This window comes from Streptomyces sp. NPDC057939 (assembly GCF_042887545.1).
In the GTDB taxonomy this organism is placed as follows: Bacteria; Actinomycetota; Actinomycetes; order Streptomycetales; family Streptomycetaceae; genus Streptomyces.
The window spans coordinates 1-22,231 of sequence record NZ_JBHVPG010000055.1 but is presented as its reverse complement, the minus strand read 5'-3'; the positions used below and the strand labels follow the sequence as shown (position 1 = coordinate 22,231).

Here is a 22,231-nt window from a genome sequence, read left to right as displayed (position 1 = left end):
ATTAGAAATACATGCACAGGTCCCGGACGGAGGAACCTCACCGTGAAGTTCTCGATGATCTTCGAGGCGCAGCTCGTCGACCCCACCCCCGAACGCGAACGCCAGGTCATCCACGATTGCGTCGAGCAAGCGGTCCACGCCGAGGAGATGGGCTTCGACCGGATCTGGGCGGTCGAACACCACTCACTCACCCAGTACGCGCACATGAGCGCCTCCGAGATCTTCCTGACCTGGGTCGCCGCCCGGACGCGGAAGATCCGCATCGGCCACGGGGTGGTCACCATGCCCTTCGGCTACCAGCACCCCGTCCGCGTGGCCGAGCGGGCCGCCATGCTCGACGTGCTGTCCGGGGGCCGCGTCGACATCGGCGCGGGCCGCGGGGCCACCCGCCAGGAGATGTCCATGTACGGGGTGCGGCCCGAGGACACCTACCCGCAGATGGAGGAGGCGCTGCGGATCTTCTCCGCGGCCTGGCGCGAGCCGGAGTTCGAGTGGCACGGCTCCATCGACATCGGACCCGGGGCGATCCTGCCCCGGCCCGTGCAGGACCCGCACCCGCCGCTGTTCATGGCCTGCTCCAAGCACGACACCCTCAAGCTCGCCGCCGAACTGGGCATCGGCGCCCTGGTGATGGGCTTCGCCGGCGCCGACGACGTGCGCGCCATGCGGAAGGTCTACGACGAGGCCATCGCCGCCCGCACCGGCGAGCGCCTGGTGTCGAGCGAGGTCAACGACCACCTCTCCGCGCTGTGCCCGACGATCGTCCTCGACGACGCCGAACGGGCCCTGCGGCTGGGCACCCGAGGGCAACGGTTCTTCGCCGAGTCCATCGCCCACTGGTACGGCAACGCCCCCGCGCCCACCGGCTACGCGGAGGACGAGGACGCGGCCTCGCACGTCGCTGCCCTCGCCCAGGGCCGCGAGGAACTCGTCGCCCGACTCCACGAGGCGAACATCCCGGCCCGCCCGGTCGACACCGGCACCTACAACGCGGAACACGCCTACGGCAGCGCCGAGACGGCCATCGCCTACGTGGAGCAGCTCCGCGAGATCGGCGTCGACGAGGTGATGTGCCTGATCCAGATGGGCACCGTGCCGCAGGAGGTGTGCATGGAGACCATCCGTCAGTGGGGCGAGAAGGTCATCCCGCACTTCCGCGCCCTGGAAGCACGGGACGCGGCCGGCGCCTCCCCGGCGCTGGAGGGCTGAGCCGTGGTCTCCCTCGACGGGAAGGTCGTCGTCATCACGGGTGCGGGGCGCGGACAGGGCGCCGCGGAGGCCCGGCAGTGCGTGGAGGCGGGGGCGCGGGTCGTCGTCACCGACATCCGGGAGGAGGAGGGCCGGGCGGTCGCCGCGGAACTCGGCGACCGGGCGGTCTTCGTCCACCACGACGTGGCCGACGCCGCGAGCTGGGCCGGGGTGACCGAAGCGGCCGTATCGGCCTTCGGCACGGTCTCGGCGCTCGTCAACAACGCCGCCCTGTGGCGCACCGCGCACGTCGAGCAGCAGAGCGTCGAGGGGTTCGAGACGTTGCTGCGGGTCAACCTGCTGGGCCCCTTCCTCGGCATCCGGGCCGTGGCGCCGCTGCTGCGGGCCGGGGGCGGCGGCTCGATCGTCAACATCTCCTCGACGGCCGGGCTCGTCGGGATCCGCGGCCACGCCGCCTACGGCTCCACCAAGTTCGCCCTGCGCGGGCTGACCCGATCGGCGGCGCTGGACCTGGCCGGGGACCGCATCCGGGTCAACTCGGTGCACCCGGGCGCCGTCGACACCCCGATGGTGGCCGGGGCCGTCTCCGGCCGGGACTGGTCGCACGTGCCGCTCGGGCGGATGGGCCGGCCGGAGGAGGTCGGCGACCTGGTGCTGTTCCTGTGCTCGGACGCCTCCTCGTACGTGACGGGCGCCGAGTTCACGGTCGACGGGGGGCTGACGGCCGGATGAGCGCGGACTCCCTGTCGCCGGCCGCCCGACTGCTGTGCGACGCGATGACGGCCGGCTTCCCCGGCCCCGGTGACGTGAGCGCCCTGCGCGCGGCGGCCGTGCCCGGCCCGCCCGGCCCGGAGGTGGCCTCCGTTCGCGACACCGTCGCCGCGGGCGTCCCCGTACGGGTCTACGACCCCGCGCCGGGCGCCGAGGGGCGGCCGCTGTCCGTCTGGTTCCACGGCGGCGGCTGGGTGATGTGCGGGCTGGACACCCACGACCGGCTCTGCCGCGAACTGGCCCTGGCCTCCGGCGCGGTGATCGTCTCGGCCGACTACCGGCTGGCCCCCGAACACCCCTGGCCGGCGGCGGCCGACGACGCGCTGAGCGTGTTGCTGTGGGCCCGGGCCGAAGCGCCCGCGCTGGGCTGCGACCCGGCGCGGGTGGTCGTCGCGGGCGACTCCAGCGGCGGCAACCTGGCCGCCGTCACCGCACTGCGGGCGCCGGAACTCGTCGCCGGACAGCTGCTGGCGTACCCGCCGCTGGACGCCTCGATGGGCTCCGGGTCCGTGACCACGTACGGGCGCGGCCACTTCCACACCGCCGCCCACATGGCCTGGTACTGGGACCAGTACGGCGGCGACCCGGCACACCCGCACGTGTCCCCGCTGTGCGCCCCGGACCTGGCCGGACTGCCGCGCACGCTGATCGTCCTCGCGGACTGCGACCCGCTGCGGGACGAGGGGTTGGCGTACGGCCGCCGGCTGGGGGAGGCGGGCGTGGACTGCGAGGTCCGGCTCCACCCGGGCGTCTTCCACGGCTTCCTCGGGCTGCCGCTGCCGGCGGGCGCGGCGGCCCGGGCCGGGGCGGCGGCCTGGCTGGCGGCAACGCCGTAGCCTCCGGGACCCGGCGGGTGGTGGGGGCGGGGCGGCCGGATTCGAACCGGCGTGATCCCTCCGGCAGGGGGGTGCAACTACCGCTGTGCCACGGCCCCGCCCTTGTGGTGGATCCTGGGCGGAACGTGGCCGGGCGGGCTCCACCCGGCCGGCGTCGGGAGGGGTCCGGCATGATGTGTTCATGCCTGGCTTCCTCCTGCGCACCTGCCTGCTCCTCGCCGTGGAGGCCGGGGCCGCCCTGCTGCTGTCCGAGGCCGGGGCACCCTGGATCCCCGTGCTGCTCGCGGTGTTCGTCATCGGCTCCGCCGTACCGCACGGAACGCAAGCGGAGTTCACCGCCCGCTTCCTCGTCGCCCTCACCGCGGTGGGGGTCGCCCGGCTCGGCGCCACCGTCCGGGAGCAGTACGGCGAACCGGCCGAACCCCTGGCCGCCGGGGCCGGTCTCGCGGCGCTGCTGCTGCTCCAGAGCGTGATCCTGCTGCGCCTCTCGCGAGGGGCCTCCCGCCGCTGAAACCCGCTCGCGGCCCACCTCCTGACCGCGTAGGTTCTGTCCCCATGTCCTCCCGTACGGCACCCACCACCACCCTCTGGCGTCCCACCGGCCCCGTCGAGCTCGACCTGGTCCGCGCCCTCGACAACCGCGCCTGGCCGCCCCGACTGCCCGAGCAGCCGATCTTCTACCCGGTGCTGAACGAGGACTACGCGACCCGCATCGCCCGGGACTGGAACGTCAAGCACGACGGCGCCGGCTACGTGACCCGCTTCGAGGTGGACTCCGCGTTCCTGGAGCGCTACCCGGTCCGGCAGGCGGGCGGCGAGACGATCCTGGAGCTGTGGGTCCCCGCCGAGGAGCTCCCCGAGTTCAACGCGCACATCGTCGGCCGCATCGAGGTCGTGAGCGAGTTCCACTGAGCCGTGCCCGCAGTCCGTGCCCGCCGTCCGCGCCCGCCGTCCGAGTCCCGTCGCCGGACCCCGCCCGGTTGCCCGAAAGGGCTGGTGGGCGGGGGTCGTACGGGCGAACAATGGGGGGATGACCACACGCGCCCGCTCGTTCGACAGAGCCGCCGCCCTCTACGCGGCGCACCGCCCCGGCTACCCCGAAGGCCTGTACGACGCCGTCGAGGAACTGTCCGGCCGGCCGCTCGTCGGCGCCAGGGTGGCCGACGTCGGGGCGGGCACCGGCATCGGCACCGGGCCGATGCACGCGCGCGGGGCCCGGGTGCTCGCCGTGGAGCCCGGCGACGGCATGGCCGCCGAGTTCCGGCGGGCGCTCCCCGCGGTCCCCGTCGTCCGCGGGGACGGCGACCGGCTGCCCCTGGCGACCGGCGCCTTCGACCTCGTCACCTACGCCCAGGCCTGGCACTGGACCGATCCCGCCCGCGCCGTCCCCGAGGCCCGACGCGTCCTGCGCCCCGGCGGCTCGCTCGCGATCTGGTGGAACGACACCGACGAGTCCGTTCCCTGGGTCGCCGAACAGGGCGCCCGCATCCGCGCGTTCTTCGCCGCCGACGGCGCCACCCACTTCCGCACCCTCCCGCAGGGCATCGGCGCCGACTTCGTCTCCCGGACCGTCGGCTGGTCGCGCCGCATCCCCCTCGACGCGCACCTCGCCAACCTCTCCAGCCACTCCGGCTTCCTCCTCCTCGGCGAGGAGGCCACCCGCGCCTTCATGGACGCCGAACGCACCCGGCTCCAGCACCTCTTCCCGGCCGGAACGATCGAGGAGCCGTACGTCGTCTCCCTCCACGTGGCCCACCTCGGCTGACCCCGAGCCGCGACGCCCGCCCGCCGGGTCGGCGCACGCCGCGCCCCGCCCGCCGGGGTCCGCCCACCGCCGACGGACCGGCGGCGCGACCCGGTCCCCGGCCGGGCCGTGCCGGCGGTCGGTGCCGGCCGTCGGCTCCGCCCGCCGGTTCGGGTCGGATCGCACCGGCCGCGCGCCGGAGCACGCCGCGCCCCCGGGCCGTACCGGGGACGGCGCCCCGCCGTGCCCCCGGACTACGCCCCCCGGCCGAGGTTGCGGAGCACCTCCGTGCGGCAGGCGGCCGGGGTGCCCCAGGCGTCGCGCAGGGGGCGGGCCTTGCGCAGCCACAGCGACAGGTCCAACTCCTGGGTGTAGCCGATCGCGCCGTGCACCTGGAGCGCCGTCATCGCAGCCGCGTACGCCGCCTCCCCGGCGGTGAGCTTCGCCGCCGCGACCTCGCCCGGTTCCAGGGACAGCGCCGCCGCCCAGACCAGCGGCCGGGCGAACTCCAGTGCCAGCAGGGTGTCCGCCAACCGGTGCTTCACCGCCTGGAAACCACCGATCGGCGTTCCGAACTGGGTGCGCCGCTTCGCGTACTCCACCGTGTCCGCCAGCAGGGCCTCGCCCAGGCCCAGGCACTGCGCCGCCGTCAGCAGCCGTGCCCAGCGCAGCGCCTCCCCGGCCGCCGCGGTGACGGCCGGGCCCGCCGCGAGCAGTTCGCCGCCCACCGGCGTCGACAGCCGGCGGGCCGGGTCCAGGGAGGCCAACGGTTCGCCGGGGCCCTCCGAGAGCCGCAGCTCGCCCGCCGCCGACACGGTGAACCGGTACGCGGCGGCGTCGGCGTCCAGGGCGTACGGGGAGCCGCCCGGCAGGGTCAGCGTGGCCAGGGTCCCGCCCGAGACCATTCCCGGCAGGAAGCGCTTCGCCTGCGCGTCGTCGCCCAGCCGGGCGAGCAGCACCGAGGCGGCCGCGGTCTCCACGACCGGCCCCGCCACCCCCGCCCGCCCCAGCTCGACGAAGCCCAGGGCCAGTTCCACCGGCAGCGGCCCCAGGCCCCCCAGTTCCTCGTACGCCTCCGGCACGGCCAGCGCGAACAGGCCCGTTTCCGCGAGCCGGGACCACAGCGCACGTCCCGGCCCGTGGTCCCCGTCCGCCCAGGCCCGTACCGTCGCCGGGACGGCGGCCGCGCCGAGCAGGGAGCGCAGGGTGCGGGCGAAGTCCGACTGCTCGTCGGTCGGCTGGAAGCGCATCAGCGGCGGCCCTTCGGGAGGCCGAGCAGCCGCTCGGCGATGATGTCGCGCTGGATCTCGTTGGTGCCCGCGTAGATCGGCCCGGCCAGCGAGAACACCCACGGTTCGGCCCACGGGCCGTCCGCCAGCTCGGCGTCCGGACCGAGCAGGTCCAGGGCCGTCTCGTGCAGGGCGATGTCGTACCGGGACCAGAACACCTTGTTCAGACTGGACTCGGCGCCTATCGCGGAGCCCGCCGCGAAGCGGGTCGCGCCCGCCCAGGTGAACAGTTCGTAGGCGCGCGCCCCGACCACCGCGTCCGCGACCCGGTCGCGCAGCGCGGTGTCGGCGGGATCGCCCGCCCGCTCCCAGAGGTCCACCAGGCGCCCCGCCGCCGCGAGGAAGCGTCCGGGGGAGCGCAGGGTCAGGCCGCGCTCGTTCCCGGTGGTCGACATGGCGATCCGCCAGCCCTGCCCGGGCTCCCCGATGACGTCCTCGTCCGGTACGAAGACCCCGTCGAGGAAGAGCTCCGCGAAGGCCGGCTTCCCGTCGAGCCGGCCGATGGGCCGCACCGTCACGCCGGGCGCCCGCAGGTCGAACATCAGGTACGTCAGCCCCTGGTGCGGTTTCGGGGCGTCCGGGTCCGTGCGGAAGATGCCGAAGGCCCGGTCCGCGAAAGCGGCCCGCGAGGACCACGTCTTCTGCCCGGACAGCAGCCAGCCGCCCTCGGTGCGCACGGCGCGCGACCGCAGCGACGCCAGGTCCGAACCGGACTCCGGCTCCGACCAGGCCTGCGCCCAGATCACCTCGCCGCTCGCCATCGGGGGAAGTACGCGGGCCCGCTGCTCGGCGCTCGCGTGGTCGAAGAGGGTGGGGGCGAGCAGGCTGATGCCGTTCTGTGCGACCCGGCCGGGCGCGCCTGCCGCCCAGTACTCCTCCTCGAAGACCAGCCACCGCTCGATGTCCGCGCCCCGGCCCCCGTACTCCTCGGGCCAGGACACCGCCGACCAGCGGCCGGAGTGCAGCAGGGCCTCCCACGCGCGGTGCGCGGCGAAGCCCTCCTCGGTCTCCAGGGAGGGCAGGGGCCGGGCGGGGACGTGCGCCCGGAGCCAGGTGCGGGCCTCGGCCCGGAAGGCCTCCACGTCCGCCGAGTGATCGAGGTCCATCAGCCGTTCGCCTCCTTCATGGCGGCGACGTTCATGCCGCCGAGCGAGTCCGCCGCCGTCTCGGCGTTGTGGGAGTGCGCCAGGTGGTGCAGTCCGAACACCGAGTCCATGCCGGCGTGCAGGCCCTGGAGGTCCTCGGCCTGGTTGACGGCCCGCTTGGTCAGGGCCAGTCCGAAGCCCGGCATCTCCGCGATCCGCAGGGCCAGCCGGTCGGTCTCGGCGGCCAGCGCGTCCCGTTCGACGACCCGGTTGACCATGCCGATCTCGTACGCGCGCCGGGCCGACATCCGGTCGCCGGTGTACAGGAACTCCTTCGCGATGCGGGGCGGCATCGCCCACGGGTGCGCGAAGTACTCGACGCCCGGGATGCCCATCCGCACCACGGGGTCCGCGAAGAAGGCGTCCTCGCCGGCGACGATCAGGTCGCACACCCAGGCCAGCATCAGCCCGCCCGCCACGCACGCCCCCTGGACCGAGGCGATCACCGGCTTGGGCAGTTCCCGCCAGCGCCGGCACATCCCCAGGTACACCTCGGACTCCCGGGCGAAGCGGGACTCGGCGCCGGTCCGCGTGCTGTGGTCCCACCACAGTCCGGCCCGCCGCTCGAAGGGCAGGTGGGCGTCGCGCCCGGGTGTGCCGATGTCGTGGCCCGCGGAGAAGTGCTCGCCGGCGCCGGCCAGGACGATCACCTTGACCTCGGGGTCGTCGGCGGCCCGGTAGAAGGCCTCGTCCAGGGCGTAGGTCATCGCACTGTTCTGGGCGTTGCGGTAGCGGGGGCGGTTCATGGTCACGTACGCGACCGGGCCGCGGCGCTCGTGGAGCACCGGCGCGGCGGAGTCGTCAGCGGGCATACCGACATCCTTCCCTAACAAGTGTTTGGTAGGTTAACGTACGGCCATGAGCAGCGTCGAGGAGTTCCGCACCGAGGTCCGGAGTTGGCTCCGCACCCACCTCACCGGGGAGTTCGCGGCCCTCAAGGGGCGCGGCGGACCCGGCCGCGAACACGAGGCCTTCGCCGAACGCCTCGCCTGGGAACGGCACATGGCGGCCCACGGCTGGACCTGCCTCGGCTGGCCCGAGGCCCACGGAGGCCGCGGCGCGAGCACCGAGGAACAACTCGCCTTCCACGAGGAGTACGCCCTCGCCGACGCCCCCGCCCGCGTCAACCACATCGGCGAACAACTCCTCGGCCCCACCCTCATCGCCCACGGCACCCGCGAACAGCAACGCCGCTTCCTGCCCGCCATCCGGGCGGTCGAGGAACTGTGGTGCCAGGGCTACAGCGAACCCGGCGCCGGCTCCGACCTCGCGGGCGTCCGCACCCGCGCCGCCCTCCAGGACGGCGCCTGGGTCGTGGACGGACAGAAGACCTGGACCTCCCTCGCCCACGAGGCCCGCTGGTGCTTCGTCCTCGCCCGCACCGAACCGGGATCCCGCCGCCACCGGGGCCTGTCCTACCTGCTGGTCCCCATGGACCAGCCCGGGGTGGAGGTCCGGCCCATCACCCAGCTCACCGGCACCTCCGAGTTCAACGAGGTCTTCTTCGACGGCGCCCGCACCGACGCCTCCCACGTCGTCGGCGCCCCCGGCGACGGATGGGCCGTCGCCATGGCCACCCTCGGCTACGAACGCGGCGTCTCCACCCTCGGCCAGCAGGTCGGCTTCCGCCGCGAACTCGAAGACCTCGCCGACCTCGCCCGCCGCAACGGCGCCCTCGCCGACCCACGGGTCCGCGACCGCCTCGTCCAGGCCTGGATCGGCCTGGAGACCATGCGCGCCACCGCCCGACGCCCCGGCACCGCCCCCTCCACCGCCAAGCTGTACTGGGCCCGCTGGCACCGCGACCTCGGCGAACTCGCCATGGAGGTGCTCGGCGCCGCCTCCCTCGTCGCGAACGGCGCGCACGGGGACCCGTACGACCTCGACGACCGGCAGCGGCTCTTCCTCTTCTCCCGCGCCGACACCATCTACGCCGGCTCCGACGAGATCCAGCGCAACCTCATCGCCGAGCGGATCCTCGGCCTTCCCAAGGAGGTACGGGCGTGAACGCTCCCGACCAGGTCGCCCCCCACGGGCTCCTCACGGACCGCACCGCCGTCATCACCGCCGCCGCGGGCGCCGGCATCGGCGGCGCCACCGCCCGCCGCTTCCTGGAGGAGGGCGCCCGCGTCCTCATCGGCGACGCCCACGCCCGCCGCCTCAAGGAGACCGAGGACGCCCTCGCCGCCGAGTTCGGCGCCGCCCGCGTCACCTCCCTGCCCTGCGACGTCACCGACGAGGAACAGGTCCGCGCCCTGTTCGCCCTCGCCGAGGAGACCCACGGCGGCCTCGACGTCGTCGTCAACAACGCCGGCCTCGGCGGCACCGCCGACCTCGTCGACATGACCGACGAACAGTGGGACCGCGTCCTCGACGTCACCCTGAACGGCACCTTCCGCTGCACCCGCGCCGCCCTGCGCTCCTTCAGGGCCTCCGGTCGCGGCGGCGCCGTCGTCAACAACGCCTCCGTCGTCGGCTGGCGCGCCCAGCGGGGCCAGGCCCACTACGCCGCCGCCAAGGCCGGCGTGATGGCCCTGACCCGCTGCGCCGCCCTGGAGGCCGCGGACTTCGGCGTACGCGTCAACGCGGTCGCCCCCAGCCTGGCCATGCACCCGCACCTGGTGAAGGTCACCAGCGAGGAACTGCTCACGGAACTCACCGCCCGCGAGGCCTTCGGCCGGTACGCCGAGCCCTGGGAGATCGCCAACGTCATCGTCTTCCTGGCGAGCGGCTACTCGTCGTACATGACGGGCGAGACCGTGTCGGTCAGCAGCCAGCACGCGTAGACCGAGAATGGGCCCGTGCCAACGAACAAGCCGACGAACCAGCAGACCGCCAAGAAGAAGCCGCAGGTGACCGCGTCACCCGAGCGGCGCCGCGAACTCCTCGACACCGCCGCCGAGGTCTTCGCCGCACAGGGCTACAACGCCACCACCGTCCGGAAGATCGCCGACGCCGCCGGCATGCTCGCCGGCAGCCTCTACTACCACTTCGATTCCAAGGAATCGATGCTCGACGAGATCCTCTCCGCCTTCCTGAACGAACTCTGGCAGGGCTACGACACCGTCCTGGCCGCCGGACTCGGCCCCAGGGAGACCATCGAGGCCCTCGTCACCGAGTCCTTCCGGGAGATCGACCGGCACCGCGCCGCCGTCGCCATCTACCAGAAGGAAGCGCGCACCCTCTCCGCCCAGCCCCGCTTCCACTACCTCTCCGACTCGCAGCAGAAGTTCGAGAAGGCCTGGCTCGGGACGCTGGAGCGGGGGGTCGCGGCCAAGGTCTTCCGCGCCGACCTCGACATCCGCCTCACCTACCGCTTCGTCCGCGACACGGTCTGGGTGGCGGCGTCCTGGTACCGGCCCGGAGGACAGCACAGCCCCGAGGAGATCGCCCGCCAGTACCTGTCCATGGTGCTCGACGGGATCGCCCTGCGTACCTGACCCGAACAGAGGAGACCCGATGCCCGAGGCCTACATAGTCGAAGCGGTCCGCACCCCGGTGGGGCGGCGCGGCGGCGGCCTGTCCGCGGTCCACCCCGCCGATCTCGGCGCGCACGTGCTGAAGGCGCTGGTCGAACGCTCCGGGATCGACCCGGCCGCCGTCGAGGACGTCGTGTTCGGCTGCCTCGACACGGTCGGACCGCAGGCCGGGGACATCGCCCGGACGGCCTGGCTGGCGGCGGGCCTGCCGGAGGAGGTGCCCGGCGTCACCGTCGACCGGCAGTGCGGCTCCTCGCAGCAGGCCGTGCACTTCGCGGCCCAGGGCGTCCTGTCCGGCACCCAGGACCTGGTGGTCGCGGGCGGCACCCAGAACATGTCGATGATCCCGATCGCCTTCGCCTCCCGACAGGCGGCGGAGCCGCTGGGCCTCACCGAGGGCCCCTACGCCGGCTCCGCCGGCTGGCGCGCCCGCTACGGCGACGCCCCCGTCAACCAGTTCCACGGGGCCCAGCTGATCGCCGAGAAGTGGGGCATCACGCGCCGCGACATGGAGGAGTTCGCCCTGCGCTCCCACCGGCGGGCCCTGCTGGCCATCGACGAGGGCCGCTTCGAGCGGGAGACCGTGCCGTACGGGGACGTACGCGTCGACGAGGGTCCGCGCCGCGACACCACCCTGGAGAAGATGGCCGGTCTCAGGCCCGTCGTCGAGGGCGGCACCATCACCGCGGCCGTCTCCTCCCAGGTCTCCGACGGGGCGGCGGCGATGCTGATCGCCTCCGAGCGGGCCGTCCGCGAACACGGACTGCGGCCCCGCGCCCGCATCCACCACCTGTCCGTACGCGGCGAGGACCCGATCCGGATGCTGTCGGCGCCGATCCCGGCCACCGCGCACGCCCTGAAGAAGACCGGCATGTCGCTCGCCGACATCGACCTCGTCGAGATCAACGAGGCCTTCGCCCCCGTGGTCCTGGCCTGGCTCAAGGAGACCGGAGCCGACCCCTCCCGGGTGAACGTCAACGGCGGCGCCATCGCCCTCGGCCACCCGCTGGGCGCCACCGGCGTCAAACTGATGACCACCCTGCTGCACGAACTGGAACGCACCGGAGGCCGCTGGGGCCTCCAGACCATGTGCGAGGGCGGGGGACAGGCCAACGTGACGATCATCGAGCGGCTGTAGCTCCCCGACGCGCGCCCGGGCCGCTTCCCGCCACCCCTCCCGACCTGCTCCGGAAGCCTTCCGGGGCAGGTCACACGCCCGGGGCAGCGCTCCCCGGCGGACGTGTGCTAGCTTAGAGCTCGTTGCAGTTGTGGTACCCATGAACTTTATGTGCGCCTGACGGGAATGCTCCGACAGGCGCTTTAATTGTTTTTACCGGAGTCTCCGGATGGGGCCCTTGCCGCCTATTCAGGAGATTCAAAATGGCACTTGGCACCGTGAAGTGGTTCAACTCGGAAAAGGGCTTCGGCTTCATCGAGCAGGACGGTGGCGGTCCGGACGTGTTCGCCCACTACTCGAACATCGCCACCCAGGGCTTCCGTGAGCTCCAGGAGGGCCAGCGCGTGTCCTTCGACGTCACCCAGGGCCAGAAGGGCCCCCAGGCGGAGAACATCATCCCCGCCTAATTTCTTCAGCATGCCGGGGTCCGCGCCGTGAGGTGCGGGCCCCGGCTTGTCTGCTGTCTCGACCGCGTTTGCAAGACCGCGTCTCAGCGTTTTACCTGCCGGTATCAGGAGGGCATTTTCCGCATGACCAGCTCCAGCTCCGCACGACCCAGCCGCCGCCCCACCCGGGGTCGAGGTACGGCCCAGGGGCGTCCGAAGGCTGGCGCGGGACGGCAGAAGTCCGCCCCCGTGGCCCGGCCGCAAGAATTCACCATGCCCGAACCGCTGACCCCGGCCCTGCCGCCGGTCGCCGCATTCGAGGACATGGACATGCCCGAGGCGCTGCTGAAGACCCTCGCCGCCCAGGGTGTGACCGAACCCTTCCCGATCCAGGCCGCGACGCTGCCGAACTCCCTCGCCGGCCGTGACCTGCTCGGCCGCGGCCGCACCGGCTCCGGCAAGACGCTGGCCTTCGGCCTGGCCCTGCTCTCCCGCACCGCCGGCCGCCGCGCGCAGCCGAAGGCGCCGCTCGCGATGGTCCTCGTACCGACCCGCGAGCTCGCGCAGCAGGTGACCGACGCCCTGGCCCCGTACGCCACGGCCGTCAACCTGCGCATCGCGACCGTCGTCGGCGGCATGTCGATCAACCGGCAGTCCGGCGCCCTGCGCCGCGGCGCCGAGGTCCTCGTCGCCACGCCCGGCCGTCTGAAGGACCTCATCGACCGCGGTGACGCCGACCTCTCCCAGGTCTCCATCACGGTCCTCGACGAGGCCGACCAGATGACCGACATGGGCTTCATGCCGCAGGTCACCGCGCTCCTCAAGCAGGTCGAGCCCGAGGGCCAGACCATGCTGTTCTCGGCGACGCTCGACAAGAACATCGACAAGCTCGTCAAGATGTTCCTGCACGACCCGGTCGGCCACTCCGTCGACCCGTCGGCCGGCGCGGTCACCACCATGGAGCACCACGTCCTGTACGTCATGGACGAGACCGACAAGAAGGCCGTGGCGACGCGCATAGCCGCTCGCGACGGCCGGGTGATCATGTTCGTCGACACCAAGCGCGGGGTCGACCGCATGGTCAAGAAGCTCCTCGCCGACGGCGTACGGGCCTCCGGCCTGCACGGCGGCCGCTCGCAGCCGCAGCGCAACCGCACCCTCGACTGGTTCAAGACGGGCGAGGTCACCGCGCTGGTCGCCACCAACGTGGCCGCGCGCGGCATCCACATCGACGACCTCGACCTCGTCGTCAACGTGGACCCGCCCACCGACCACAAGGACTACCTGCACCGCGGCGGCCGCACCGCCCGCGCCGGCGAGTCCGGCAGCGTCGTCACCCTGGTGCTCCCCGACCAGAAGCGCGACATGACCCGCCTGATGTCGGACGCCGGCATCTCGCCGCGCACCGCGCAGATCAAGTCCTCCGACGAGGAGCTGGCCCGCCTCACCGGCGCCAAGGCGCCCTCGGGCATCCCCGTGGTGCTGGAGGTGCCGCAGGCGACCCCGCCGAAGCAGCGCACCGGCTCGGGCAACGGCAACGGCGGCGGTTCGCGCCGTCGTTCCGGTGCCCCGCGCACCGGTGGCGCCGCGGGCGGCGCCCCGGCGGCGGGCGGCCGCGGCCGTCGCGCCGGTTCGGGCGCCACCGGGCAGGCCCCCGCGGCCGGTGCGGGCCAGGCCCGTCGCGGTCAGGGCGGTCAGGGCGGTGGAACCGGTGGTTCCACCGGTCAGGGCCGGCGCACCGGGGGCGGTGCCTCCGGCGGCGCGGCCGCCGCGTCCGCGCGCAGCCGGGTCGGCTCCGCCGGCCAGGGCCGCCGCCGGGCGGTCTGACCTCCGGGCGACGTAACGACGTACCACGGGGCCGGGCGGCGCCACACGCGCCGCCCCGCCCCGTGGCGGCGTGCGGGCCCGGGGGCCCGGGGGGGTACCGGACCCAAATTGACTGGAGCTTCGCCAGCGTCCGCAGGTCCAGGCCGAGGCCCTGCGTCAGGTAGCCGTAGAAGCTGCCGTAGTCGGCCTCCATCTGGGCGGTCGAGGCGTCCAGGTAGTCCTGACGGACCTCCTGGAGCGGGATCAGCAGGTCGGGGTTCTGCATCCGACCGGACTGCTTGAGGCCCGCGCGGACCTGGGCGTCGTAGGCACCGCGGAAGGTGTTCGAGGCCAGGTAGTCGCGTTCGGCGGTCGCCTCGGGCACGGCCAGGGCGCGCAGCAGGACGTAACTCATCCAACCCGTACGGTCCTTGCCGGACGTGCAGTGGTACAGCAGCGGCCCCTGGCCGCCGTTGGCGATCTCCCGCAGCGTGGCCGCGAACTGCGCCCGGTTCTCGGGGCTCGTCACGAAGGTGCGGTAGATGTCCCGCATGTAGGCCTCGGCGCGGCCACCGCCCAACATCTGTTCCTGCTTGACGGGGTCGCCGCTGCCGATCGCGCCGACGAGGGTCCCGTACAGGCCCAGGTCGCTGATCGGGCGGGCGGTGGCGGACAGGCCGGGCGGCAGCTTGTCGGCGCCGTCGTACTGGACCTCCATCGGGATGCGGAAGTCGATGGCCTTCGTGAGGCCGAGACCGGCGACGGTGGTGATGTCCGTCGCGGTCAGCTTGCTCAGGGCGTCGGAGCGGTAGACGAGCCCCTGGCGGACCTGACCACCGGTGTAGGTGCGGTGGCCGCCGATGTCCCGGACGTTGACGGCGCCCTGGAGAGGAATCTGACGAATCGTTTCAGCCGACGGTTGCCAGCGCGGCTGGTGGTGCCGGGCACTGACCCCGGCTCCGGGCGCCGCCTGCGCGGACGCGGAGGCGGGCAGGGTTCCGGCGGCGAGCACGGCGGCGGCCGCCGCGATCACCAGACGGATTCGGGCACGGCTCATGTGGGCGACTCCTGTGACGGAGAAGGGGGATCACCCTGGTGGTGGCAGGGTGCCGAGCACGTGCGGACCGCCGTGTCCGTACAGACGGTCCAGCACGCCGTGTGCCTCGGCCATGACGCGGTCGACGAGGTCCGCGCAGGACGGCAGATCCTCGATCACCCCCGCGACCTGGCCGGATGCCATGACGCCGAGGTCCGTACGACCCTCGACCATGGACGCCTTGAGGAGCATGGGGGTGTTCGCGGCGAGCAGGACCTGGCTCCAGGACAGGTCCTTGCCGTGCTTCATCGCCAGGCCGTCGCGGACCATCGCGGACCACGACAGTCCCGACAGCTTCCGGAAACCGGCCGCGTGCCGCACGGCCCGCGCCAGCGCCCGGGCGCGCCCCGACCGCTCCAGGGCGTCGACCAGTTCGGTGCGCAGCATCCGGTGCGGCATCCCGTCGACGGCCGTGGTGACGGTGACGTCCTTCACCGTGGCCTTCAGGTACTCGGCCTTCACGGCGTCCGGGACGGTCGAGTCCGAGGTCAGCAGGAAGCGGGTGCCCATGGCGATCCCGGCCGCCCCGTAGGCGAGCGCCGCGACCAGGCCCCGGCCGTCGTGGAAGCCGCCGGCGGCGATCACGGGGATGTCCACCGCGTCGACCACCTGCGGCAGCAACACCGTCGTCGCCACGTCCCCGGTGTGACCGCCGCCCTCGCCGCCCTGCACGATCACCGCGTCCGCGCCCCAGCCGGCGACCTTCTCGGCGTGCCGGCGGGCACCGATCGAGGGGATGACGACGACGCCCGCGTCCTTCAGCCGGGCGATCAGCTCCCGGGACGGGGCGAGGGCGAAGGAGGCGACCTTCACGCCCTCGGCGACGATCAGTTCCACCCGCTCGGCGGCGTCCCCGGCGTCCGTCCGCAGGTTGACCCCGAAGGGCGCGTCCGTGCGGGAGCGGACCTCCCGCACCGCCGAGCGCAGCTGGTCCACCGTCATCGTCGCCGAGGCCAGGACGCCGAGGGCGCCCGCGTTCGCCGCCGCCGACACCAGGCGCGGCCCGGCCACCCAACCCATGCCGGTCTGCACGATCGGGTGGCGGACCCCGACCAGCTTCGTGAACGCCGTCTCCACGGCGTCAGCCCCGCACTTCGCGGTCGCGCAACCCCTGGGGGTCGATCACCTCGCGGATCAGTCGCAGTTCCCCCGGCGACGGTTCCCGCGTGTACGGGACCTCCCCGGTCACCGCCAACTCGAAGCCGGTGGCGGCGCGGACCTGGTCGACGTCCACCCCCGGGTGCACGGAGACCAGGCGCATCGAGCGGTCCGGTCCGGCGAAGTCGAACACCCCGAGGTCGCTGACGACCCGGGGCAGCCGGTGGAAGCGGGTCACCCCGGCCGCCTCGGCCCGGTCGTGGCCGACCCCGCTGACCATGTCGACGCGTTCGACGAAGACCCGGGTCGAGTGCTTGGGGATCCAGTAGCTCACCGGGTTGTTGAGGGTGTTGACGGGTGCTCCCCGCACCCCCAGGAGCTGGCGGGTCGGCCGTTCCCAGTCGCCGATGCAGGAGATGTTCTGGTTGCCGAACCGGTCGATCTGGCTCGCGCCCATCATCACGTGCCGCTTGCCGCCCGTGACCATCGTCAGGTGACGGCGGTAGGGGAGCCAGCCCTCGGGGGTGCCGTCGAGGCCGATCAGCATCGCCTCGCCGTCGGTGAGCAGCAGGTCGGGGGAGAACGTCCGCTTCGCGAGCCGGGCCCCGATGGAGGGGATCAGGCCCATCGGGCTCGCCAGGACCTCGCCGTTGTCGCGCCAGGCCTCGGCGCAGGCGATCACGCAGTACTCGGCCCGGGTGACGGGGGCGGCGGCGGGGTCGCGGGGGGAGGTGTCGGCCGAGGTGTCGGACGGGGCTCCGGGCTGGGTGCTCAACTCTGCTCCTCGTGCCAGGTCCGGACGGCGGACTGGTAGTCGTGCTCGCCCGCCCCGGACAGGAAGCGGGCGCGGAACTCGGGCCAGGGGGTGGACGCGTAGAGCTTCTGGAAGGCCTCGTCGCGGTCGTAGTCGGGGGCGCAGGAGGTGAAGTGGGCGCCGTTCGGGGTCTCCACGACCCCGGTGACCGCGTGCCGGCTGACGAGGAGGGACTGCGGGGGGCCCGCCTTGGACAGCTCGGCGCTCTCCACGAGCTGTTCGCAGGATACGTACGCGGTGTCCGCGGCCTCGCAGAACAGGTCGTCGAAGTACGGGTCGGGTCCCAGGTACTGGGCGTTGCCCAGGCGGTCGGCGCGGTTGAGGTGGACCAGGGCGGCGTCCATGCGCAGGGCGGGGACGGCGACGAACTCCTCGCCGTCGGCGTAGGGGGAGGTGACGGTGCGCAGTTCGGGATTGACCCGCATCACGTCGGAGCCGAGTCCGGCGCGGACGGGCAGGAAGGGCAGCCGGTTCGCGGCGGCGTGCAGGCCCCACATGAACATGGCCTCGTCGAGCTCGGTGAGGGTGAGGGCGCCGCTCTCGCGGGCGGCCCGGAAGTGCGGCTCCAGCGGGATGGAGTCGAGGGTGACGAAGGGGGCGACCAGCCGGCGGATCCGGCCGGCGGCGGCGAGCAGCCCGACGTCGGGGCCACCGTAGGACACCACGGTGAGATCGGTGATCCCGGAACGGAGCAGTGCCCGCACCAGGGCCATCGGCTTGCGCCGGGAGCCCCAGCCGCCGATGCCGATGGTCATGCCGCTGCTCAGCCGGCCGACCACCTCCTCGGGGGTCATCGTCTTGTCGCTCACGCCGTCCCTTCCTTCCCGAAGGTGTCGCGGACCCGGTCGGCGACACCGCTGAGGTTGGCCTCGAAGGTGAAGCCCTGCTCGAAGCGGTAGCTGCGGCGCACGTCCACGGGGTCGATGCCGTTGATGGCGGCCTTGGCGAGGCGGATCAGGTAGCCGTCCTTCCGCGCGATCTCGGCGGCCAGTTCCAGGGCCGCGTCCCGCACCTCCTCGCGCGGCACCACCTTCCAGACCGAGCCGTGCGCGTGCAGTTCGGCGGCGGTCGCGGTGCGGGAGGTGTAGTAGAGGGTGCGCATCAGGTGCTGGGGGACCAGCCGGGCCAGGTGGGTGGCGGCGCCGAGGGCGCCCCGGTCCAGTTCGGGCAGCCCGAAGGTGGCGTCGTCCGAGGCGACGATCGCGTCGGCGTTGCCCACCAGGCCGATGCCGCCGCCGAGGCAGAAGCCGTGCACGGCCGCGACGACGGGGACCTCGCACTCGTAGACGGCGGCGAACGCCTCGGCGCAGCCGCGGTTGGCCCCGATGAGGGAGGCGTGCCCGGTGTCGCGCTGCATCTCCTTGATGTCGACGCCGGCGTTGAAGCCGCGGCCCCCGGCGGCGAGGACGACGCACCGGACCGCGGGGTCGCGGCCGGCCGCGCGCAGGGCGTCGGCGAGGTCGTACCAGCCCTGCACGGGCAGCGCGTTGACGGGTGGGAAGTCGACTGTGACGAGTGCGATGCCCTTGTCCGGGCTGGAGGTGGAGACACCCATGAGCGGATCAGCTACCTTTCCACCAAACATTTGTTAGGTGAGGAAGGTAGCAGCCGATGGAGCTCAATGGGAGGGTCGTCGTCGTCACGGGCGGAACCCGGGGCGTCGGCGCCGGGATCGCCCGCTCGTTCCTCGCGGCGGGCGCGCGGGTCGTCGTCTGCGCGCGGCGCCCGCCCACCGAGCCGGTCGGGGCGGACGGCCGGCAGGCCGATTTCGCCGCCCTCGACCTGCGCGATCCGGACGCCGTACGGGAGTTCTTCGCCGGGGTCGCCGAGCGGTACGGGCGGCTCGACTGCCTGGTCAACAACGCGGGCGGCACCCCGTACCGGCTGCTGGGCGAAGGGGAGGCCGAGCGGCACGCGCGCGTCGTCGACCTCAACCTGGTGGCCCCGCTGACGGCCTCGCTCGCGGCCCACCCGTGGCTGCGCGCGGCGCGCGGCTCGGTCGTGATGATCGGCAGCGTCAGCGGCACCCGGCCCTCACCGGGTACGGCGGCGTACGGGGCCGCCAAGGCGGGCCTGGAGAACCTGGCCCGGTCGATGGCCGTGGAATGGGCGCCCGACGTACGGGTCAACTCGCTGGTCCTGGGCATGGTGCGGACCGAACTGTCGCACCTGCACTACGGCGACGAGGCCGGTGTCGCCGCGGTCGGCGCGACCGTGCCCCTGGGTCGGCTGGCCGAGCCCTCGGACGTGGGGGAGGCGGCGGTGTTCCTCGCCTCGGACCGGGCCGCCTACGTGAGCGGGGCGAGCCTGCTGGTGCACGGCGGCGGCGAACGTCCGGCGTTCCTCGATGCGGCAACTGTCAACAAGGAGAGCTGATATGGGCATGGCGGACGGACGTGTGGTCGTCGTGACGGGCGCGGGACGGGGGCTGGGCCGGGCCCACGCCCTGGCCTTCGCGGCGGAAGGGGCCCGGGTCGTCGTCAACGACCTGGGCGTCGGGCTCGACGGGCACCCGGAGACGGACGGGCCCGCGGCCCGGGTCGTGGCCGAGATCCGGGAGCGGGGCGGGGAGGCGGTCGCGCACGGCGGGGACATCGCGACCGGCGCCGGCGCGGCCTCCCTGGTGGAGTGCGCGGTGTCCGCCTTCGGCCGGCTTGACACCCTCGTCAACAACGCCGGGTTCCTGCGGGACCGGATGCTGGTCAACCTCGGCGAGGACGACTGGGACGCGGTCGTACGGGTCCACCTCAAGGGCCACTTCCTGCCGCTGAGGGAGGCCGCCGCCTGGTGGCGGGCGGAGGCGAAGGCCGGTCGGCAGGTGGCCGCGCGGGTGGTCAACACCTCCTCCGGGGCCGGACTGCTCGGCTCCGTCGGGCAGGGCAACTACAGCGCGGCCAAGGCGGGCATCCTCGGGATGACCCTGGTCGCCGCGGCCGAAATGGGTCGGTACGGGGTCCAGGTCAACGCCATCGCCCCTGCGGCCCGGACCCGGATGACCGAGCGGACCTTCGCGGAGACGATGGCCGCCCCGGCCGCCGGGGCCTTCGACGCGATGGCTCCCGAGAACGTGTCCCCGCTGGTGGTGTGGCTCGGCTCCGACGCCTCGGCCGGGGTCACGGGCCGGGTCTTCGAGACCGAGGGCGGCCGGATCACCGTCATGGAGGGCTGGCGCCCCGGCCCCACCGCGGACAGCGGGGCGCGCCGGACACCGGCCGAGGCGGGCGAGGCGGCGGCGAAGCTGCTGGCCGCCGCCGAACCGCCGCACCCGGTGTACGGGGCGCGGTAGCCGCCCGGGCGGGCGGAACCAGGAGGCGCGGGGCGCGGTCCGGTGCGGGCCGCGCCCCGCCGTGCTGTACGGGGCCGTGCCCCCACCGCGGGCGCACCGCGGTCGATGGCGCACCGCGGTCGATGGCGCACTGCGGTCGGGTCGGGTCGGGTCGTGCAGGGCCGGGGTCGAGCCGCGCCGTGCCGCGGCGGTCGTGCCGCCGTGTCGTGCCGGCGCCCCGTGCCGGCCGGCCGTGCCGCCGGGCCGTGCCGCGGCGGCGCGTCGGGTGCTTCTGGACATCTTCGCCGGAACGGCCGGAGCGCCTTCGGCGGGCGTCGCGGGGCGGTCGGGCTGCTGGGCGGGGTGACACGACGGATGACGCCCGCGCGGAATCCGGCCAGGAAAAGCGGCCCACGGTCATTGGCCACATCGGGTCCTTCCCCTTCCCTCCCCCCTGTGGTGGCATGTCCACGCCGAATTCGGCAGTGGTTCCCACAGGATGGAGAAAAACAAATGCAGCTCCGCAGACTCTGCACCGGCGCGGCGGTCCTGGCGCTGGCCGCCATGGCCGTGACCGCACCGGTCCAGGCCGACGCACCGGAAAACCCGCCGCCCGGAAGGGTCACCGTCGACGTGGTCGGGGTGAACGGATCGGGTTGTCCGCAGGGCACCTCCGAGGTCGCCGCGGCTCCCGACAACACCGCGTTCACCGTCACGTACAGCAACTACCTCGCCCAGGCCGGGGCGGGCGCCGGCGGCACCGAGTTCCGCAAGAACTGTCAGCTCGCCCTGCGGATCCACGTCCCCCAGGGCTTCACGTACGCCATCGCCCGGGCCGACTACCGCGGCTTCGCGCACCTCCAGCGCGGCGCCTTCGGCCAGCAACGCGCGAACTACTACTTCCAGGGCCAGGCCCAGACCGCCCGCAGCACCCACCAGTTCAACGGCCCCGTCAGCGACAACTGGCAGGCGAGCGACCGCACCGAGTACGCCGACCTCGTCTGGGCGCCCTGCGGCGAGGAACGCAACCTCAACGTCAACACCGAACTGCGGGTCTACGCAGGAACGTCGAACCCGCAGGCCCCGAGCTTCATGAGCATGGACTCCACGGACGGCAGCGTCAGCACGGTCTACCACTTCGAGTGGAAGGAATGCCCCGCGGGCCGACCGGCGTGAGCGAGTACGGCAACCCCCGACCCCGTCAGGAGTGATGACGATGTCCCCCTCGCTGTCCCGCACCCTGCTCATCGGCGGAGCCACCGCCGCCCTGATCGCCACCGCCACGCCGGCCGGAGCCTCCGGATCGGGACCGATCACCGCGCCGCCCGACAAGATCGTGATCGAACTCGCCACCGTGAACGGCTCGGGCTGCCGCGAAGGCACCGCCGAGGTCGCCGTGGCCCCGGACAACACCGCCTTCACCGTCACGTACAGCGAGTACCTCGCCCAGGTCGGGCCCGGCGCCCCGCCGACGGCCTTCCGCAAGAACTGTCAGCTCAACCTCCGCGTCCACGTGCCCAACGGCTTCACCTACGCGATCGTCCAGGCCGACTACCGCGGATTCGCATTCCTCCAACCGGGGGCATCGGGTCAGGAAAGGGCGAACTACTACTTCCAGGGAATGCCCCAGACTTCCCAGCGGACGCATCAGTTCAACGGACCCCTCAACGACAACTGGCAGGCGACCGACAGGACGGAATACGCCGACCTGGTATGGGCGCCCTGCGGGGAAAAGCGCAATTTCAACATCAATACGGAACTGCGCGTGAATGCGGGCACCTCCAACCCGCAGGCGACCAGTTTCATGGCGATGGACTCCACCGACGCCAGCGTCAACACCCTGTACCACCTCGCCTGGCAGGCGTGCCCCGCGCCGCGGACGTAGTGCCGTGAGCCGGGGGCGGGGCCGACGTGCGACCGGCCCCGCCCCACCCCGGGGCGTCCCGCCCACGCCGACGGGCGGGACGCCCACGATGCGCCGGGAACGCCCACGGCGCACGCCGTGCACGCCGCGGCGCACCGGGGCCGCCCGCGCCGCGGGGCGGCCCCTTCGCCGCGGCTCCCCCTTCGCCGCGGCCACCCCGGCGTCCGCGCCACCCCCGTGGGCGGCGGCGGG

At 73.4% G+C, this 22,231-nt stretch carries 23 protein-coding genes, 1 tRNA gene and 1 pseudogene; 16 read left to right on the top strand and 9 right to left on the bottom strand.

What is annotated here, in order from left to right; all coding sequences use genetic code 11:
• Positions 1–42: 42 nt before the first annotated feature.
• Genes ACFVS6_RS35865 through ACFVS6_RS35855 form a run of 3 tightly spaced genes read left to right on the top strand, consistent with a single transcriptional unit; the run spans position 43 to position 2,816 of the window.
• A complete protein-coding gene (locus tag ACFVS6_RS35865; RefSeq protein WP_389710713.1) occupies positions 43–1,209 on the top strand; it encodes an LLM class flavin-dependent oxidoreductase in 1,167 nt (388 codons plus the stop codon).
• A 3-nt stretch (positions 1,210–1,212) separates the two neighbouring features.
• Positions 1,213–1,941: an SDR family NAD(P)-dependent oxidoreductase gene (locus ACFVS6_RS35860; protein WP_389710711.1), complete on the top strand. Its 729-nt coding sequence runs from the start codon at positions 1,213–1,215 to the stop codon at positions 1,939–1,941.
• On the top strand, positions 1,938–2,816 hold the full coding sequence (locus ACFVS6_RS35855; RefSeq protein ID WP_389710709.1) for an alpha/beta hydrolase: 879 nt from the start codon (positions 1,938–1,940) through the stop codon (positions 2,814–2,816). Before ACFVS6_RS35860 ends, ACFVS6_RS35855 begins: the two co-directional genes overlap by 4 nt.
• Positions 2,817–2,837: 21 nt before the next feature.
• On the opposite strand, the gene ACFVS6_RS35850 is transcribed toward ACFVS6_RS35855, so the two are convergent.
• Positions 2,838–2,917, bottom strand: a tRNA-Gly gene (locus ACFVS6_RS35850).
• A gap of 80 nt (positions 2,918–2,997) precedes the next feature.
• On the opposite strand from ACFVS6_RS35850, the gene ACFVS6_RS35845 reads away from it, so the two are divergent.
• The 3 genes from ACFVS6_RS35845 (at position 2,998) to ACFVS6_RS35835 (ending at position 4,581) form a co-directional block, all read left to right on the top strand.
• Positions 2,998–3,327 carry a hypothetical protein gene (locus ACFVS6_RS35845; RefSeq protein ID WP_389710707.1) on the top strand — a complete coding sequence of 110 codons (330 nt, stop codon included), beginning with the start codon at positions 2,998–3,000 and terminating at the stop codon, positions 3,325–3,327.
• A 44-nt stretch (positions 3,328–3,371) separates the two neighbouring features.
• Positions 3,372–3,728 carry a hypothetical protein gene (locus tag ACFVS6_RS35840; protein ID WP_389710705.1) on the top strand — a complete coding sequence of 119 codons (357 nt, stop codon included), beginning with the start codon at positions 3,372–3,374 and terminating at the stop codon, positions 3,726–3,728.
• A 118-nt stretch (positions 3,729–3,846) separates the two neighbouring features.
• Positions 3,847–4,581: a class I SAM-dependent methyltransferase gene (locus ACFVS6_RS35835; RefSeq protein ID WP_389710703.1), complete on the top strand. Its 735-nt coding sequence runs from the start codon at positions 3,847–3,849 to the stop codon at positions 4,579–4,581.
• Between the two features lie 233 nt (positions 4,582–4,814).
• On the opposite strand, the gene ACFVS6_RS35830 is transcribed toward ACFVS6_RS35835, so the two are convergent.
• The 3 genes from ACFVS6_RS35830 to ACFVS6_RS35820 are packed head-to-tail and all read right to left on the bottom strand — an operon-like array spanning position 4,815 to position 7,806.
• Positions 4,815–5,810, bottom strand: coding sequence for an acyl-CoA dehydrogenase family protein (locus ACFVS6_RS35830; protein ID WP_389710701.1), 996 nt, complete (start codon positions 5,808–5,810; stop codon positions 4,815–4,817).
• On the bottom strand, positions 5,810–6,955 hold the full coding sequence (locus ACFVS6_RS35825) for an acyl-CoA dehydrogenase family protein (protein WP_389710699.1): 1,146 nt from the start codon (positions 6,953–6,955) through the stop codon (positions 5,810–5,812). Before ACFVS6_RS35825 ends, ACFVS6_RS35830 begins: the two co-directional genes overlap by 1 nt.
• A complete protein-coding gene (locus ACFVS6_RS35820) occupies positions 6,955–7,806 on the bottom strand; it encodes an enoyl-CoA hydratase (protein WP_389710697.1) in 852 nt (283 codons plus the stop codon). Before ACFVS6_RS35820 ends, ACFVS6_RS35825 begins: the two co-directional genes overlap by 1 nt.
• Positions 7,807–7,852: 46 nt before the next feature.
• On the opposite strand from ACFVS6_RS35820, the gene ACFVS6_RS35815 reads away from it, so the two are divergent.
• The 6 genes from ACFVS6_RS35815 to ACFVS6_RS35790 all read left to right on the top strand — a co-directional run bounded on the left by ACFVS6_RS35815 (position 7,853) and on the right by ACFVS6_RS35790 (position 13,863).
• Complete coding sequence (locus ACFVS6_RS35815; RefSeq protein WP_389710695.1) at positions 7,853–9,001, top strand: acyl-CoA dehydrogenase family protein; 1,149 nt, start codon at positions 7,853–7,855, stop codon at positions 8,999–9,001.
• A complete protein-coding gene (locus ACFVS6_RS35810; RefSeq protein WP_389710693.1) occupies positions 8,998–9,780 on the top strand; it encodes an SDR family oxidoreductase in 783 nt (260 codons plus the stop codon). The genes ACFVS6_RS35815 and ACFVS6_RS35810 overlap by 4 nt, the downstream gene beginning before the upstream one ends.
• Positions 9,781–9,795: 15 nt before the next feature.
• Positions 9,796–10,434, top strand: a complete 639-nt coding sequence (locus ACFVS6_RS35805; protein ID WP_281210881.1) for a TetR/AcrR family transcriptional regulator — start codon at positions 9,796–9,798, stop codon at positions 10,432–10,434.
• Between the two features lie 19 nt (positions 10,435–10,453).
• Positions 10,454–11,611 (top strand): acetyl-CoA C-acetyltransferase, encoded by a 1,158-nt coding sequence (locus tag ACFVS6_RS35800; RefSeq protein WP_389710690.1) that lies wholly within the window; start codon positions 10,454–10,456, stop codon positions 11,609–11,611.
• Positions 11,612–11,853: 242 nt separating this feature from the next.
• Positions 11,854–12,057 carry a cold-shock protein gene (locus ACFVS6_RS35795; RefSeq protein WP_030010141.1) on the top strand — a complete coding sequence of 68 codons (204 nt, stop codon included), beginning with the start codon at positions 11,854–11,856 and terminating at the stop codon, positions 12,055–12,057.
• Positions 12,058–12,180: 123 nt separating this feature from the next.
• Entirely contained in the window at positions 12,181–13,863 is a 1,683-nt protein-coding gene (locus tag ACFVS6_RS35790) for a DEAD/DEAH box helicase (protein WP_389710689.1), read from the top strand.
• 118 nt (positions 13,864–13,981) lie between these two features.
• Here ACFVS6_RS35790 and ACFVS6_RS35785 read toward each other — a convergent pair.
• From ACFVS6_RS35785 to ACFVS6_RS35765, 5 genes and pseudogenes are all read right to left on the bottom strand, one after another.
• A pseudogene (locus ACFVS6_RS35785) lies at positions 13,982–14,899 on the bottom strand (tyrosine-protein phosphatase); the annotation flags it as partial.
• A gap of 30 nt (positions 14,900–14,929) precedes the next feature.
• Entirely contained in the window at positions 14,930–16,015 is a 1,086-nt protein-coding gene (locus ACFVS6_RS35780; protein ID WP_389710687.1) for an NAD(P)H-dependent flavin oxidoreductase, read from the bottom strand.
• Positions 16,016–16,019: 4 nt separating this feature from the next.
• Entirely contained in the window at positions 16,020–16,811 is a 792-nt protein-coding gene (locus ACFVS6_RS35775) for a CoA-transferase subunit beta (protein WP_389710685.1), read from the bottom strand.
• Positions 16,808–17,659 carry a CoA transferase subunit A gene (locus tag ACFVS6_RS35770; RefSeq protein ID WP_389710683.1) on the bottom strand — a complete coding sequence of 284 codons (852 nt, stop codon included), beginning with the start codon at positions 17,657–17,659 and terminating at the stop codon, positions 16,808–16,810. The genes ACFVS6_RS35775 and ACFVS6_RS35770 overlap by 4 nt, the downstream gene beginning before the upstream one ends.
• A complete protein-coding gene (locus ACFVS6_RS35765) occupies positions 17,656–18,405 on the bottom strand; it encodes an enoyl-CoA hydratase family protein (RefSeq protein ID WP_389710681.1) in 750 nt (249 codons plus the stop codon). The genes ACFVS6_RS35770 and ACFVS6_RS35765 overlap by 4 nt, the downstream gene beginning before the upstream one ends.
• Positions 18,406–18,461: 56 nt before the next feature.
• On the opposite strand from ACFVS6_RS35765, the gene ACFVS6_RS35760 reads away from it, so the two are divergent.
• The 4 genes from ACFVS6_RS35760 to ACFVS6_RS35745 all read left to right on the top strand — a co-directional run bounded on the left by ACFVS6_RS35760 (position 18,462) and on the right by ACFVS6_RS35745 (position 22,000).
• On the top strand, positions 18,462–19,226 hold the full coding sequence (locus ACFVS6_RS35760) for an SDR family oxidoreductase (RefSeq protein ID WP_389710679.1): 765 nt from the start codon (positions 18,462–18,464) through the stop codon (positions 19,224–19,226).
• A 1-nt stretch (position 19,227) separates the two neighbouring features.
• Entirely contained in the window at positions 19,228–20,136 is a 909-nt protein-coding gene (locus tag ACFVS6_RS35755) for an SDR family oxidoreductase (RefSeq protein ID WP_389710678.1), read from the top strand.
• 492 nt (positions 20,137–20,628) lie between these two features.
• On the top strand, positions 20,629–21,291 hold the full coding sequence (locus ACFVS6_RS35750; protein WP_389710676.1) for a DUF4360 domain-containing protein: 663 nt from the start codon (positions 20,629–20,631) through the stop codon (positions 21,289–21,291).
• A gap of 34 nt (positions 21,292–21,325) precedes the next feature.
• A complete protein-coding gene (locus ACFVS6_RS35745) occupies positions 21,326–22,000 on the top strand; it encodes a DUF4360 domain-containing protein (RefSeq protein ID WP_389710674.1) in 675 nt (224 codons plus the stop codon).
• The last annotated feature ends 231 nt before the right edge of the window (positions 22,001–22,231 follow it).